Origin of the sequence: Bradyrhizobium erythrophlei (assembly GCF_900129505.1) — a bacterium.
GTDB lineage: Bacteria > Pseudomonadota > Alphaproteobacteria > Rhizobiales > Xanthobacteraceae > Bradyrhizobium > Bradyrhizobium erythrophlei_D.
In genome coordinates this window covers 129944-145181 of sequence record NZ_LT670818.1, presented here as the reverse complement: position 1 = coordinate 145181, position 15238 = coordinate 129944, and the positions used below count along the sequence as shown (strand labels likewise).

Genomic DNA, 15238 nt, shown 5'->3' with positions numbered 1-15238 from the left:
AGGATGTACAAGCTGACCCCGGCCGAACTGCGCGTGCTGTTGGCAATCGTCGATATCGGCGGAGTGCCGGAGGTGGCGGCGGCGCTTGGTGTCGCTGCGACCACGATCAAGACCCACCTCAACCGGCTGTTTGACAAGACGGGTGCCTGCCGTCAGGCCGATCTGGTCAAGCTTGTCGCCGGGTTTTCGACGCCGCTGGCGGGGTGACGGTATCCTCACGGCATCCCTCATCGAGGGAAAAAGGGCCCGCGCGGCTGTGATGGTCCGGCACCCCGTCGCTATTTCGAGGGCATCGCGATCTTGCGGCCGATGCCCTCGGGGCGCGCAACGCCTGCGTGGGCGTTCGCAACGGCCTCGATCCGGGCGCGAATGTCGGGCGGAAACGGCGCGGTCCTGCGCGCGGCCATATCGATGTGGACGCTCATGTTTTCGGAGGTGGCGGACAGCCAGCCCTCGCTGGCGTGGCGCAATTGCTCGAACGTATGCAGCCGTTTCTCGTCGGCGCCGACCAGCAGGATCGAAACCTGCACGGGATCGCCCAAATGGATCTCCCGCAGGTAGCGCACATGGCATTCGGCGGTGAAGGTCGATCCCTGCCGCTCCTTCATGTAGCCGGGTCCGATCCCGAGCCTGAGCCATAATTCGTCGATGGCGCGGTCGAACATCACATTATAATAGGCCATGTTGAGGTGGCCGTTGTAGTCGATCCATTGTGGCTCGATCTGCATCACCGACGACAGGAATGGCGCGGGCCGGAGCAGCACCTCGTCGCCTGCGGCAGCATTGGTCATCGTCGATCCCCTTTGGTTCCACCCATGGTCTCTTGACCGCCCGCACCATCCTTTGCAAGGGTCGGCCGCACGCCGGGAGGATTTAGCTTGGGCATAACCATTACCAGCAATTTGAAGCGTCCGGAGCCGCAGGCGCTGGTGAGCACGCTGGAAGCGCTCGCCGCCCGGTTCGGCAACCGGTTGATCACCTCGCAGGCGGTCCGCGACCAGCACGCCCATACCACGACCTGGCTGGCGCCGCAGCCGCCCGACGCCGTGGTGATGGCGCAGGAAACCGCCGATATCCAGGACGTGGTGCGGATTTGCGCCAAGCACGGCGTCCCCGTGATCGCGTTCGGCACCGGCACCTCGCTGGAGGGGCAGGTCAACGCACCGGCCGGCGGCGTCTGTATCGACCTGCGCGACATGGACAGGGTGCTGGAAGTCCACCCCGACGACCTCGACTGCGTGATCCAGCCCGGCGTCACCCGCAAGGCGCTCAACGAGCATCTGCGCGACCAGGGCGTGTTTTTCCCGATCGATCCGGGCGCCGACGCCTCGCTGGGCGGCATGGCCTCGACCCGGGCCTCCGGCACCAATGCGGTGCGCTACGGCACCATGCGCGACAACGTGCTGGCGCTCAAGGTCGTGCGCGGCGACGGCGAGATCATTACCACCGGCACGCGGGCGAAAAAATCCTCGGCCGGCTACGACCTGACCCATCTTTTCGTCGGCGCCGAAGGCACGCTCGGGATCATCTGCGAACTGACGATCAAGCTGCGCGGCATTCCCGAAACCATCGCGGCCGCGGCTTGCTCGTTCGAAACCGTGCGTGGCGCCTGCCAGGCGACGATCATGGCGATCCAGACCGGCATTCCCGTGGCGCGGATCGAACTGCTCAACGCCGAGCAGGTGCAGGCCTGCAATTCCTATTCGAAGCTGTCATTGCCCGAGACTCCGCTCTTGCTGCTCGAATTTCACGGCAGCGACAACGAGGTCGCGGAGCAATCGAAGAATTTCCACGAGATTGCCAAGGAGTGCGGCGGCGGCGAATTCACCTGGACCACCCGGCCCGAGGACCGCACCAAATTGTGGCAGGCGCGGCACGACGCCTATTGGGCAGTCAAGGCGCTGCGCCCCGGCGCCGGCGTGGTGGCGACCGACGTCTGCGTGCCGATTTCCCGGCTGGCCGACTGCGTCACCGAGACCGAGGCCGATCTGAAGCGGCTGAAGCTGCAGTCGCCGATCGTCGGCCATGTCGGCGACGGCAATTTCCACTGCTCGCTGCTATGCGATGTCGAGGACCGCGACGAGATGGCGCGCGGCGAGGATTTCATGCATCGCCTGGTCGAGCGCGCCCAGGCGATGGGCGGCACCTGCACCGGCGAGCACGGCATCGGGCAGGGCAAGCAGAAATATCTCAAGGCCGAACTCGGCTCCGAGGCGATCGATGCGATGCGCGCGGTCAAGCAGGCGCTCGATCCGCAGAACATCTTCAATCCTGGAAAGATATTGCCGGCGGTCTAGGGTCTGTCGCGGCGACATATTGCGACCCGCCAGCGGCGGCCAGGCTATATTCAGGGCATGGGCGATGTGGTGGTTCGGTAGGGGTGAGCGCAAGGAGATCTGGGACGAGGAAATCCGATGGCCGATCGGCGATATCGAAGCGGCGCACCGGATACGTGAAATCTGCCGGTCCGCCGCCGACAGCGCCGCCAAGATAGCCGGCGCCGCCGACCGCTCCGACAACAAGAAAAAATCCGAAACCGAACGCTATGAACGCGCCGCCAAGGTCGCGATGGAAATCGCCATCAAGATTTCCGACGACCTGCTGCGCGATTCCGCGGTGCGCCAGATCGTAAACCTCTGTGTGACGGGCAACGATTTGAAGAGGGCGCGGATTTTGTTTCGCGCGATCGGTGCCGGGTCGATCCGGGAAGACGTGCTCAACGAGCATCCAGTGCTACGGGAATGATCCACGAGCACGGCCGCTTCGGCAGAAGTGCGTCCGGCCGTTTCGGCCGCTCTACGCCGATCGGGTAAAGTCGGCCCAAAGCCCGATCAGTACATGCAGCATGATGATGACACCTGCGAGCACGAGGCAGACAAAGGCTGCGTCGAGCAGATAGTCCGCTCCCGTGAGAGTGCCCAGCATGACCGATATGATCACGCCAAACGCGCCTGCTATCGCGAGCAGGGTCGCAATCTTGGGCGCCGACATGACAATCCCTCCTGGTGCTCCGTTCGTCTTCACTCCGTTTTTCGTTTCTTGCATCCAACAGCAATGATTGCTGAATGGTTCCAAGCGACGGCCGTGCGGAGCAAATGTCATTGATGTATGTCAACCGGGTCGCCAATTTGGGACATCCCGGTCACCTTCGGGTAACTCCTGCCCGAGCCAGTCGCCTCGTGTCCGATGCGGCACCGGGTGCAGTTCCCGACGCGCCGGATACCGCGTACAACAGCAAACGAAGTTCCGGGGGATTTGTTCAATGGACGAGGATATTCTGGCCGCCCTGGAGCAGCGCCTCGGACGGTTGCATGCGAGGCAGCGCCTGGGCATCGAGACCGACCACGAAGCCCAGATCTTCGGCCAGGGCCTCACCTTCTTCCATCTGGAAAACTGGTATCCCGGCCAGTCGCTCATTCGAACTGCGCTGAAGCTGACCGGTCTCTACTGGCGCGCGCGCCGCAATGCCGGCCGCGTTGTCGTCAGATCCAACGACGTCGCCTTCAAGGATCTGCCGGCGCGTTTCGATGGCTTCACCATCCTGCACCTCAGCGATCTGCACGTCGACATGAGCGAGGCCGCGATGCAGCGGGTCTGCGAGCTCGTCGGCGAACTGAGTTACGACCTCTGTGTCCTGACCGGCGATTATCGTGGCAAGACCTTTGGGTCGTTCGAGGCCGCTTTGGACGGCGTCGCGCGGGTCCGAAGCCATCTCAAGGGGCCGATCTATGGCGTGCTGGGCAACCACGATACCATTCGAATGGTGCCGGCACTGGAAGCCATGGACATACGGATGCTGCTCAACGAATGCGAATTGATCGCGCGCGACGACCAGTGCATCTTTCTGGCCGGCGTCGACGATGCGCATTTCTACCGGATGGACAACATCGAGAAAGCCGCGATGCGGATCCCGGACGGCGCGTTCTCCATCCTGCTGTCGCACACGCCCGAGATCTACCGCCAGGCGGCGCACGCGCATTTCAACCTGATGCTGAGCGGACATACCCACGGCGGCCAGATCTGCCTGCCCGGATCGATTCCGATCACGCTGGAGTCGGCGCTGCCGAGACGGATGGGGGCGGGGGCATGGCGGTACAACAATATGACCGGCTACACGTCGGTGGGGGCGGGGTCGAGCGTGGTTGCGGTGCGCCTCAACTGTCCACCGGAAATCACCCTGCATTGCCTGCGCCGCGGCGGATAGCGGATTAATACGGTTGATCGCGCAGGTGGGCGCGGCACAGCAGGCGGGACAGCACGAGTTCGCCGGCAAAAAAGGACCCCGAACCCCAGCACGATGTCGACCCCCGTCAACGACAGCGCGGCGCGGCAGGTCAGAATCGGCAGCAGGGATTCGGGAATCTGGTCGAGGCAGCACCATCAATTGCAGGATTGTCAGAACATGCATTGGCGCGGCCTATTGCGGTCTCCTTCGCCGGCCTCCTCTAGCTGCGCAGGCCCGGTGCCTCGTGGCCGGTGCGGGCCACATATTCGGTATAGCCGCCGCCGAATTGGTGAATACCTTCGGGCGTCAGCTCCAGTACCCGGTTGGACAGGGCGGCCAGGAAATGCCGGTCGTGCGAGACGAACAGCATCGTGCCTTCATACTGCGATAGCGCTCCGATCAGCATCTCCTTGGTCGCCATGTCCAGATGGTTGGTCGGCTCGTCCAGTACCAGGAAGTTCGGCGGGTCGTAGAGCATCTTCGCCATCACCAGCCGCGCCTTCTCGCCGCCCGACAGCACCCGGCATTTCTTCTCGACGTCGTCGCCGGAAAACCCGAAGCAGCCGGCCAGCGCGCGCAGCGAACCCTGTCCGGCCTGCGGGAAGGAGTCCTCCAGCGACTGGAACACCGTGCGCTCGCCGTCGAGCAGATCCATGGCGTGTTGCGCGAAGTAACCCATCTTGACGCTGCCGCCGACCGCCACCGTGCCGTCGTCCGGCGGTGTCGAGCCCGCCACCAGCTTCAACAGCGTGGATTTTCCCGCGCCGTTGATACCCATGACGCACCAGCGTTCCTTCCGCCGCACCATGAAGTCGAGCCCGTCATAGATGCTCCGGTTGCCGTAGGCCTTCTGCACCTTCTTCAGGCTCACCACGTCCTCGCCCGAGCGCGGCGCCGGCGGGAAATCGAACGACACGGTCTGGCGGCGCTTCGGCGGCTCGACGCGCTCGATCTTCTCCAGCTTCTTCACCCGGCTCTGCACTTGGGCAGCGTGCGACGCGCGCGCCTTGAAGCGCTCGATGAATTTGATTTCCTTGGCGAGCATCGCCTGCTGACGCTCGAACTGGGCCTGCTGCTGCTTTTCGATCAGCGCGCGCTGCGCTTCATAGAATTCGTAATTGCCCGAATAGGTCGTCAGCTGGCCGCCGTCGATCTCGACCACCTTGTCGATGATGCGGTTCATGAACTCGCGGTCGTGCGAGGTCATCAGCAGCGCGCCGTCATAGCCCCTGAGAAACTGCTCGAGCCAGATCAGGCTCTCGAGATCGAGATGGTTGCTCGGCTCGTCCAGCAGCATGGCGTCGGGACGCATCAGCAGAATACGCGCCAGCGCGACGCGCATCTTCCAGCCGCCCGACAGCGCGCCGACGTCGCCGTCCATCATCTCCTGGCTGAAGGAGAGGCCGGCGAGCACTTCGCGCGCCCGGCCTTCCAGCGCATAACCGTCCAGCTCCTCGAAGCGCGCCTGCACCTCGCCATAGCGCGAGATGATGTCGTCCATGTCGTCCGCGCGCGCCGGATCCGCCATCGCGGCTTCCAGTTCCTTCAGCTCGCCGGCCACGGCGCTGACCGGACCGGCGCCGTCCATCACCTCGGATACGGCGCTGCGGCCGGACATCTCGCCGACGTCCTGGCTGAAATAGCCTGTCGTGACGCCGCGATCGACCGCCACCTGGCCCTCGTCGGGAAGTTCCTGGCCGGTGATCATCCGGAACAGCGTGGTCTTGCCGGCCCCGTTGGGACCGACGAGTCCGACCTTCTCGCCTTTCTGGAGCGCTGCGGAGGCCTCGATAAAGAGAATCTGGTGACCGATTTGCTTGCTGACGTTGTCGAGACGAATCATATCCACACGGGTTCTGAGGGAGCGTTTGCGCCGCTCTTAAGCCATATGCTGCGCCTGCGAAAGGGTGTTCCGGGACCGGCAGATCTGCGTCAAGGCTAGGCTTTTACCGGGATCAGGGGATGGGCAAGGTTGCAGGCATTGCGGGCAAAGATCAGCCCGCCTTGCGTCCATGATGACTATGAAGCTGCGATGACAGCAGGCGCCGCCATTCGTTGAATTCGGAGCTTGCGATGTCGCGCGGCCTCGGCAGGTCGATGGTGTATTCGCGGTCGATTCGGCCGGGTCCGGGCGACATCACCACGACCCGGTCGGCGAGGAAAATGGCTTCCTCGATGGCGTGGGTGACGAACAGGACCGTGAGGCCTGTTCGCGACCAGATCTCGACCAGTTCGTCCTGCAGCCGTTCGCGGGTCATCGCATCGAGCGCGCCGAACGGCTCATCCATCAGCACGATTTCGGCGTCGTTGGCGAGCACGCGCGCGATGGCGACACGCTGCTTCATGCCGCCGGAAAGCTGGTGCGGGTAGACGTCGGCAAAGTTTTGCAGCCCAACGAGATCGACGAAATGATTGACGGTTTCACGGATCTCGGCCTTGGTACACCCGCGCGATTTCGGACCGAAACCGATATTGTCGCGGACGTTGAGCCAGGAAAACAGTCCGTAATCCTGAAACACCATGCCGCGGCTCGGGCCCGGTCCCGATATCGGGACGCCCCACATCAGAGTGTCGCCCTGCGTCGGGGCCTCGAAGCCGGCGGCCATGCGCAGAAGAGTGGATTTGCCGCAACCGGATGCGCCGATCAGGCAGATGAATTCGCCTTTCTTGACCCGCAGATTGGCGCCGCGCAATGCCTCGATCGCCCTGCCGTTCTGCGAATAGGTCTTGCCGACGTTCTTCATCTCCAGGATCGGGATCGTGGCCTCAGCCATGGGATGGACTCCAGGCCAAAAGCCGGCGCCCGATCAACATCACCAGCTGGTCGGACAGGAAGCCGACGGTGCCGATCACGATCATCCCGGAAATCACGATTTCGGTGCGCGAGAGCTGCCGCGCTTCCATGATGATAGCGCCCAGCCCCGTCTGTACACCGGTCATCTCTCCGACGACGATGACGACCCACGCAAACCCCAGTCCGAGCCGCATGCCGGTGAAGATCGATGGCAGGGCGGCGGGCAGCACGACGCGGAAAAACTGAGCCGGGCCGACGCAGCCGAGCATGGCGGCCGCCTCGAACAGTCGCGGTTCGACCGAGCGCACGCCGAAGATGGTGTTTACCAGGATGGGATAGAACGCGCCGAGAAATACCAGAAAGAAAGCGGAGCGTGGCCCAAGTCCGAAAATGATCATCGCCAGCGGCAGCCAGGCCGTAACCGGGACGGGGCGGAGGATCTGGATGGTCGGGTCGATCAGCTGGCGGATCAGCGGCATACGCCCGATCAGCATTCCCAACGGCAACGCCACGATCAGGGCCAGCGCGAAGCCGCCATAGACCCGGCTCACGGAAGCGAACAGATGGATGTGCAGGGTCTGGCTGTAGGCATCGTCATTGACGCCGCCGACCGCCAAATCCTTCAACTCCAGCCAGACGTCGTAAGGCGGCGGGATCAGGCTCGCCGGCCGGCCCACCGTCGAAAAATGCCAGATCGCCAAAAGGACCGCGGGAAACGTGACGGCGAGCAGCAAAGGCCGCAGGTGCAGCCACCATGCGCTCGCCCGTGAGGTCTCGCGCGCGGAGGAAACCTCGTCCTTGGTGTCGGACGCGAGCGTCGACACGATCAAGTCGGTTTCACCGCATCGACGAAACTGGTGTCGATGAAGGTTGCAAAATCGGGCAGCCGCTTGATCTGTTTCAGCGCCAGCATGTGATCGGCGTAGATTTTCGATTGCTCGATTTCCTTCGGTCCAAGCCGCCAGGTCAGTTCGACATTGGGGACCGAAGCCTCGATCGCTTCCTTTTTCTGCCCGAGCTTGCCGGATGCCATCGCGACCATGGCGTCCTTGTGGGTCGAGGCGAAATCGGTCGCGCGCTGGTGGATGCCCAGCATCACCCGGACGAGGTCCGGCTTCTCAGTAATCACGTCGCGATGGGTGCCGAACACCATGTTGAGCGAGCCCATCGCGGTCGAATACGGATATTCAACCAGCGTGCCGACGCCGCTGGACAGCGAGACGCCGGGGCCGGGTTCGGCACCGACATAGGCGTCGATATCGCCGCGCGACAACGCGATATGCATTTCGCTGAAGGAGACGCGAACCGGTTCGACGTCCTTGATCGTCATGCCCTCCATGCGCAGCCGCTCCAGGAAAAACACTTCCTGGGTGGTTCCCGGAAACACGGCGACGCGCTTGCCTTTGAGATCCTTGATCGAGGTGATGCCTTCGCCGGCCTTCGCGATGATAGCCATGCCGCGATTGCAGGTCGATGCAATCACCACGACCGGCTCTCCCGCGGCGGCGCCGAGCAGGGCTGCCGCGATACCGAACGCGCCGAAATCGACCGATTTGGTCACCACGGCGTTCTTGCATTCGGTCGGCGTTTCGAACGGCAGCACTTCGATCTTGTAGCCTTCCGGCACGAACTGATCATAGAAATACGGCGCGATGGAATGGATCAGTTTCAGCGCGCCGGCACGAATGACGATGGGCTGGGCTTCGGCACGTACGATCGCGGGGGCCGCGATTAGCCCGGCTCCGATTGTAAGCAGAAATTCACGACGGCGGATCCCGGATGTCATCGACTCAACCCCTCTGCTACCGGCAAAAATGCAACAAACATGCCGATTGACGGAGTTTGGAAGGCGCGAGGGTTCGGAGCCGCCTTGACGCGTGTAGAGGTGTCCTGGCCTGACGCGTTCGGGCACGGCGCGCCACAAGCGCATTTTCCCGCGGGCCTTGCTTTAAAAATGGGCGCGTGGAGGCGTCAACTGATCAAGAAACAGCCGGTTTTACGCGGCTTCGGCCGCCGGTTGGCGTGTGTGGGCCATCACGGTTTTGTGTCACAGCCACGCGCGGAAGCAGACGCGGACGCGCCCGGCATTTCCGCGTAGGGGCCGGGCAGACGAACCTGAATGGTTCAGATCGTCAGCGCTTGAACCGGTAGTTGAACCTGTCGCCATCGGACGTGATCAGCCCGACCGTCGGGGACGGAAAATGGATCGGCAGAATCAGCGTATCGGTCTCGGCAAAGGAGGCGAAAAACCTCCGGCGCGAGACCGCCGATTGTCTCGCGTCCCAGTCCGGCTTGGCCGACCAGTCGGGCTCGCGGCACTGGATCACGTGATGCATGAGATCGCCGGTTACCACCGCGCGCTGGCCGCGGGAGAAGATGTTGACGCAGCAATGGCAGGGCGAATGCCCCGGCGTCGGCGTCAGCGTGATGGTGTCGTCCAGTGCGTAATCGTCGTCGACCAGCAGCGCCTGCCCTGCTTCCACGATCGGCAGGCAATTGTCCCGAAAAACCGTCCCGGGCGGATTGGCTCCCTTGGCGTTCTGCTCTTCCCACGCCTCATATTCCTTTTTGTGAAAGACGTATTTCGCGTTCGGGAATGTCGGCACCCAGCGGCCATCCCGCAGCGTCGTGTTCCAGCCGGTATGGTCGATGTGGAGATGCGTGCAGAACACGTAGTCGATCTCATCGTAACTGATGCCGAGCGCGAACAGTTCATTGCGCCAGCGCTCCTTGCCGGGAAAGTCGAACGGAGGCGGATGACCCTTGTCCTCGCCGGTGCAGGTGTCGACCAGGATAGTGTAGCGCGGCGTTCGCACCACGAAGGTCTGGTAGGTGATCACGATCATCCCCCGTGAGGCGTCGAATACCTCGGGTTCCATCGAGGGCAGGTGATGTCTGAAGACAGCCTCGTCATAAGCCGGGAAGAAATCCTGCGGACGCCGCCACGGGCCTTCGCGTTCGATCACCGCGTCGATGGTGATGTCGCCGATCCTGATCTGCCGCATCCCTGGCTCCCCCCTTTTTGATTGTTGCGGCGAAGCGTAGCGGGCGCTTTGCCGCTGTTCAAGCGAGGGCAAGGGCCGGTCCGATCGGCCATGCTTCCGCAGACGGCCGCAATTGCCGGCCGGGAGGATTTTTGCAAGGACGAGCATCGTTCGTGTATATTTTTAAACCGGTGATAGCGAAATGACGGCCGTGACCCCGCAAGAACTCAAACTGAACGTCGATGGCTCCGACGCGGTCTCCGCGCTGCTGCTGCGGCCGCCAGGCGCGCGGGCATGTTATGTCTTTGCCCATGGCGCGGGCGCGGGCATGGCCCACGAATTCATGGAGCGGGTCGCGGCCGGCCTTTGCGATCGCGCCATCGCGACGTTGCGCTACCAGTTTCCCTATATGGAAAAAGGCAGCAAGCGGCCGGATGCGCCGCCGCTCGCGCATGCCGCGGTGCGGGCCGCTGTGGTCGAGGCCGCGCGAAGCTGCCCGGGGCTTGCGCTGTTTGCCGGCGGTAAATCGTTCGGCGGCCGCATGACGTCGCAGGCGCAGGCCATCGCGCCGCTGGCCGGCGTCCGCGGACTTGCTTTTCTCGGCTTCCCGTTGCACCCCGCAGGCAAGCCCTCCGACACGCGCGCCAGGCACCTCGGCGATGTGCATGTTCCCATGCTCTTCATCCAGGGCACCCGCGACAAGCTCGCCGAACTGGCGCTGCTCGAGCCGGTCGTGAAGCGGCTCGGGGCGCAGGCATCGCTGCATCAGGTCGCCGAGGCTGATCATACCTTCCACGTGCTGGCGCGCTCTGGGCGGAACGACCGCGAGGTCATGAGTGAAATTGTCGATAAATTGTCGGCCTGGATCGGCGCGACGGGGGGTTGAAGGGCGCATCCGCGCCACGCCGCACCCGCGCAAAAGGTTAGGCGGCACTGGTCGAAATTGATCACCGTTCGCCGCCGATTCAAAGCTATCGTGATCACGTGACACGCCGGCATCGACTGAACGTGATGCGGCGTTCCTCCTGGCATCGAAAGAAAGACAACTTGCCGGCGTACTCCCCGCCACGGCGCAACAGCGCCGTAGTCAAATCAGCCCGGCGTATGATACCGCCATCGACAGAGGCAGGCACGTGGACGCAAAAACACCGGCGGCGGCCGATCAACGCTTCAAGGAGGTGATCCGGACCGAGCAGGATCTGAGGCAAATCGTGGGGCCTGCCAACAAGTGGTTCACCGCGAAGATTCTGACAAGGCTCGATCGCCGTTGTCGGCAATTCATCGCAGCATCTCCCTTCGTCGTGGTCGGCTCGAGCGATCCGCTCGGCATGGTTGATCTGTCGCCCAAGGGAGACCACGCCGGATTCGTCAGGTGCCTCGACACTTCGACGCTTGCCATTCCGGACCGCCGCGGCAACGGGCGGGTGGATACGTTCCATAATCTGCTGCAGAACCCGGGTGTCGGCCTGATCTTCTTCGTGCCCGGCAGCCGCGAAACGCTGCGCGTCGCCGGCCGCGCCATGATCGTGCGGGACCACGACATCCGGAGCGCCATGATCGAAGGCGGCCGCATTCCCGAACTCGCCTTGATCGTCGTCGTCGAAAAAGCCTTCTTCCATTGCGGCAAGTGCATCACCCGCTCGAAGCTCTGGGATCATGAAGTTCATCGCGAGCAGGCCGGCGAATGGCCTGACGACGGGCCTGCTCTATGAATTCGCCAGCCCGCGGCAAGCCCGTTCCTGCTGATCAGGGTTCGATGACCGCTGATGCCGGGACCGTTTGCGGATGAGCATCGGCAGCCCGCTGGCCGGCCGCAGGGTGACGCGCAGGCTCGGCCACACCGCGTGACCCGGTCTAAGCTGGAGATTAAAATGCTTGACGATGGCGGCAAGCACCAGTGTCGCCTCCTGCAGTGCGAAGGTGGACCCGATGCATTTGCGCGGCCCGGCCCCGAACGGAAGATAGGCAAAGCGGTCGACTGCTGAAGCGACGCTGCCGAGGAAGCGGCCGGGATCGAACGCGTCGGGGTGATCCCACAACAGGCGATGCCGGTGCAGCACATAGGGCGAGATCACGATCAGCGATCCCGGCCGGACCGCCTCGCCATTCAACGCGTCGTCGCCGAGTGCAACGCGGCTGATCGCCGATATCGGCGGATACAGACGGATGGTTTCCTCGATCACCGCGCGGGTCTGGACCAGGTGATCGGCAATGCCGGCGCTCGCCGGTTCGGTCAGCTCGCGGTCCACCTCGGTCTCGACCCGCTCGCACCACTCCCGCGATTGCGAAAGCAGGAACACCGCCCAGCTCAGGGTGTTGGCGGTGGTTTCGTGACCGGCGGCGATGAAGGTCAGGATGTTCGAGCGCACCTCCGCTTCGGTGAGACCGTCTCCGCCGCTGGTATCGAGCGCTTCCAAAAGATGGGTCAGGAGGTCATTGGGCGCCCGGTCCGGCTGCTCCGCCAGAATCCGGCGGCGGGCGGCGATGACGCGGTCGACTTCGGCCTCGAAGAATTTGAGCGTCGAGCGCACCCGGAGCCGGCCGAGCCGCGGAACGAAGTCGGGCACGCCGAGGATGTCGAGCGGGCTGATTTTCCCGATCGTGTTGAAATAGGTCGCCATCGCCATGCGGATATCTTCGGCGTCGGACCCAAAGCCGTCGGAGAAGATGGTGCGTTCGACGACGTCGAGCGTCACCCTGGCCATTTCGGCCGCCACGTCGATGGTGGCGCGCTCGTCAAGAGAGGACCACCTGTCGATCAGGGTCTCGGCGGCAGCCGTCATCGCCGGCGCAAAATCCATCACCCGCCTGCGCGCAAACATCGGTGCGAGCACCCGCCGTTGCACGCGCCATTGCTCACCCTCGGCGCTCAACAGGCCGTCATTCAGTCCCGCCGAGAGCACCCGGCGCTGCAGGCGGTCCTTGCGGTAGTTGGCGGCGTTGTCCAGGAGAACGCGACGGATAGCGCCGGGCTCGTGGACCAGCAGCACATGGCCGATCGGCAATCCGCCGGAAACGATGGGCTGTTCGAAATGCGCCACCGCCCAGCATTCGAGCGGATTGCGTTTCAGGGTGCGGATCAGGGCCAGCGGCTTGAGCGGACGGGCTTGCGGCTTCGGCGCCGGCGGACAGTACGCGCTTCCCGGGGTTGGCCGGTCGCTGTGTTCTGATGCCCGAAGCATACGGACGTTCCCGCCTGTCGCACAATTAGTTAAAGACCAAATCCATCCGAAAACAACGATCAAACGCCTTTGGTATCGCGCGGGTTCCTGTACGGTATCCGACCAAAATCGCCCCTGACCCCGCGCGAGGGTACTGACAAACGTCAGTGCCTCTGTTAGGCATGGACAAGGCGCAAAAAGTTCACGAGATATTTTTTCAATCCTTAAAAATTCGTGCCGGCGCAGCCCCCGATGTGCCCGGCCCAAGCGCCGCTTGATCGGGGTAGCGCATTTTGCTGGAATGACCGCGGGCGGAGGTGTGCGATGAGTTGGACCAGGGAGCGCGATCTTTTAATCGCGCAAACCATGACATTCGTTCAATCGATAACCGGCAAGAAGCCTGAGGCTCGGACCGAAACCAGGATCGAGTTCGCGCCGGTGGACCAGATCGAAAACGCCACGCGGCCCATCGAGATGAGATCGTACGAGAGGTCGTGCCTGCGCCGCGGCCGTCGCCGGCGCCCCGGTCCGAACTTCGCGAGGAAATCCAGGGCAGGGTGGCGGCATTCCGCGCCCACCAGCAGCTTTTCAACCGCGAGCGCGATGCCTATTGTGACAAGGTGCTGACGAGAGTCCGCGCCTCGATCGGGAATCGGCCGAAGCCGCCGGACGCCTGACGGACCAGGCGTCGATTCAACTCCCGACGCGGCATTTCGCGCCGATCGAGCCTGTTGCTGCAATATAGCGGGTGCGCGCAGAATCTCTGGACAAGGCGTCCGCATCAGGATCAAATTTGACCGGCCGACCAAAGTTCGGCTGCGACGAGCGCCCGCGGCAACGACGGGGCCGGAAAAGTAAATATTGGGAGGAATCCATGGCCATTTCGCGTCGTGACGTCTTGTTGGCTGGCGCTGGCGCCGTGGGCGCCGCAACATTCTCTTTTCCGAAGCCTGCCATTGCCCAGTCGGAACCGATCAAGATCGGCTGGCTTGCCGCGATGACCGGCCCGAGCTCGGCGCCAACCATCGGGTTCAATCGCGGCGTGCTTTTCGCGGCGGACGCGATCAATTCGGCGGGCGGCGTCAAGGGTCGCAAGATCGAAATCACCACCCGCGATACCCAGGGCGATCCCACCAAGGCCGTAAACGCCACGCAGGAACTGATCAGCCAGGCCAAGGTCCACGCGATCTGGGGCCCGGTCAATTCGGGCGAGGCGCTGGCGACCACGCCGATCATGGCGCGCGCCAAGATGCCGGACATCCATCCGTGCGTCGTCGAAAGCCTGATCGACACCACCAAGTTTCCCAATGCGTTCCGCATGGCCCCTTCAAACAGCCAGTGGGACGACGCCGTCCGCAACTACTGCCTCAATGTCCTGAAGGTGAAGAAGATCGCCGTGATTGGCGACACCACGGGGTATGGCGTGACCGCCGTCGGCGCATCGGTGGCGGCGTTCAAGAAGGATGGCGCCGACGTGGTCTATCAGGCCAAAATCGATGCAACGCAGCCCGATATGACGCCCGACATGCTGCGCGCCAGGAATGCCGGTGCCGAAGTCATCGTGGTCTGGAGCGTCACCACGGGCATGGAAGCGCGGATGTTCAATACCCGCGCCGCCATGAACTGGGATGTTTCCTTTGCCGGTCATCCCTCGCTTGCCTCGGGCGAAATCGCCGGCCTGGTCGAGAAGCCCGACAACTGGAAGAAGGTCTACGCCATCGGCTACAAAAGCGTGAGCTATGATGCCGCCGGCAAGCTGCCCGCCAAGACGCAGGATCTGGTCGACCGGCTCGCCAAAGCCAATATCGCGATGAACGATACGCTGATGTGGTGGATCGCAGGCGGCATCGATGCGGTTGAATTGATCGCCAAGGCGGTCGCGGAAAGCGGATCCACCGAAAGCGAAGGCATCGTCAAATACTGGAATACGCTGTCGAAATATCCCGGTTATTTCGGTGATTACACCTTCACGCCGACCCAGCACAACGGCTATCCGACCGACGAGATCGTGATGTCGGAGGCCTCTACGGCCAAGAATGGAACCTTCGCGCTGGCGCCCGGATACACCTAGCGG

Annotated in this window: 16 protein-coding genes; 8 read left to right on the top strand and 8 right to left on the bottom strand. The window is 63.2% G+C overall.

Translation table 11 applies throughout. From position 1 onward, the window contains the following. Positions 1-3: 3 nt before the first annotated feature. Positions 4-207 carry a helix-turn-helix transcriptional regulator gene (locus B5525_RS46000; protein WP_244567792.1) on the top strand — a complete coding sequence of 68 codons (204 nt, stop codon included), beginning with the start codon at positions 4-6 and terminating at the stop codon, positions 205-207. Positions 208-278: 71 nt separating this feature from the next. Here the strand turns inward: B5525_RS46000 and B5525_RS00655 are convergent, their stop codons facing one another. Then, positions 279-791, bottom strand: a complete 513-nt coding sequence (locus tag B5525_RS00655; RefSeq protein WP_079563998.1) for a thioesterase family protein — start codon at positions 789-791, stop codon at positions 279-281. An 87-nt stretch (positions 792-878) separates the two neighbouring features. Here B5525_RS00655 and B5525_RS00650 point away from each other — a divergent pair, with 87 nt between their 5' ends. Then, the gene (locus B5525_RS00650; protein WP_079563996.1) at positions 879-2297 is read left to right on the top strand and encodes an FAD-binding oxidoreductase; all 1419 of its coding nucleotides are present in this window, start codon (positions 879-881) and stop codon (positions 2295-2297) included. Positions 2298-2361: 64 nt separating this feature from the next. Next, positions 2362-2745, top strand: coding sequence for a hypothetical protein (locus tag B5525_RS00645; protein ID WP_079563995.1), 384 nt, complete (start codon positions 2362-2364; stop codon positions 2743-2745). 51 nt (positions 2746-2796) lie between these two features. On the opposite strand, the gene B5525_RS00640 is transcribed toward B5525_RS00645, so the two are convergent. Further along, positions 2797-2991, bottom strand: coding sequence for a hypothetical protein (locus tag B5525_RS00640; RefSeq protein WP_079563993.1), 195 nt, complete (start codon positions 2989-2991; stop codon positions 2797-2799). Positions 2992-3262: 271 nt separating this feature from the next. Here B5525_RS00640 and B5525_RS00635 point away from each other — a divergent pair, with 271 nt between their 5' ends. Next, positions 3263-4204 (top strand): metallophosphoesterase, encoded by a 942-nt coding sequence (locus B5525_RS00635; RefSeq protein ID WP_079563991.1) that lies wholly within the window; start codon positions 3263-3265, stop codon positions 4202-4204. Between the two features lie 241 nt (positions 4205-4445). Here the strand turns inward: B5525_RS00635 and B5525_RS00630 are convergent, their stop codons facing one another. From B5525_RS00630 to B5525_RS00610, 5 genes are all read right to left on the bottom strand, one after another. Continuing rightward, entirely contained in the window at positions 4446-6068 is a 1623-nt protein-coding gene (locus tag B5525_RS00630) for an ABC-F family ATP-binding cassette domain-containing protein (RefSeq protein ID WP_079563990.1), read from the bottom strand. Between the two features lie 151 nt (positions 6069-6219). Beyond that, positions 6220-6999 carry an ABC transporter ATP-binding protein gene (locus tag B5525_RS00625; protein WP_079563988.1) on the bottom strand — a complete coding sequence of 260 codons (780 nt, stop codon included), beginning with the start codon at positions 6997-6999 and terminating at the stop codon, positions 6220-6222. Continuing rightward, a complete protein-coding gene (locus B5525_RS00620) occupies positions 6992-7768 on the bottom strand; it encodes an ABC transporter permease (RefSeq protein WP_244567988.1) in 777 nt (258 codons plus the stop codon). Before B5525_RS00620 ends, B5525_RS00625 begins: the two co-directional genes overlap by 8 nt. 77 nt (positions 7769-7845) lie before the next feature. Beyond that, positions 7846-8805, bottom strand: coding sequence for an ABC transporter substrate-binding protein (locus B5525_RS00615; protein WP_079563984.1), 960 nt, complete (start codon positions 8803-8805; stop codon positions 7846-7848). Between the two features lie 346 nt (positions 8806-9151). Beyond that, positions 9152-10024: an MBL fold metallo-hydrolase gene (locus B5525_RS00610; RefSeq protein WP_079563983.1), complete on the bottom strand. Its 873-nt coding sequence runs from the start codon at positions 10022-10024 to the stop codon at positions 9152-9154. A 181-nt stretch (positions 10025-10205) separates the two neighbouring features. On the opposite strand from B5525_RS00610, the gene B5525_RS00605 reads away from it, so the two are divergent. After that, positions 10206-10889 (top strand): alpha/beta family hydrolase, encoded by a 684-nt coding sequence (locus tag B5525_RS00605; protein ID WP_079563981.1) that lies wholly within the window; start codon positions 10206-10208, stop codon positions 10887-10889. Positions 10890-11136: 247 nt separating this feature from the next. Then, positions 11137-11715: an MSMEG_1061 family FMN-dependent PPOX-type flavoprotein gene (locus tag B5525_RS00600; RefSeq protein WP_172899794.1), complete on the top strand. Its 579-nt coding sequence runs from the start codon at positions 11137-11139 to the stop codon at positions 11713-11715. Here B5525_RS00600 and B5525_RS00595 read toward each other — a convergent pair. After that, positions 11710-13185 carry a cytochrome P450 gene (locus B5525_RS00595; protein ID WP_079563977.1) on the bottom strand — a complete coding sequence of 492 codons (1476 nt, stop codon included), beginning with the start codon at positions 13183-13185 and terminating at the stop codon, positions 11710-11712. The genes B5525_RS00600 and B5525_RS00595 overlap by 6 nt on opposite strands. A gap of 473 nt (positions 13186-13658) precedes the next feature. On the opposite strand from B5525_RS00595, the gene B5525_RS00590 reads away from it, so the two are divergent. After that, on the top strand, positions 13659-13841 hold the full coding sequence (locus B5525_RS00590) for a hypothetical protein (RefSeq protein WP_079563975.1): 183 nt from the start codon (positions 13659-13661) through the stop codon (positions 13839-13841). Positions 13842-14038: 197 nt separating this feature from the next. Next, positions 14039-15235, top strand: a complete 1197-nt coding sequence (locus tag B5525_RS00585; protein WP_244567791.1) for an ABC transporter substrate-binding protein — start codon at positions 14039-14041, stop codon at positions 15233-15235. Positions 15236-15238 lie beyond the last annotated feature (3 nt).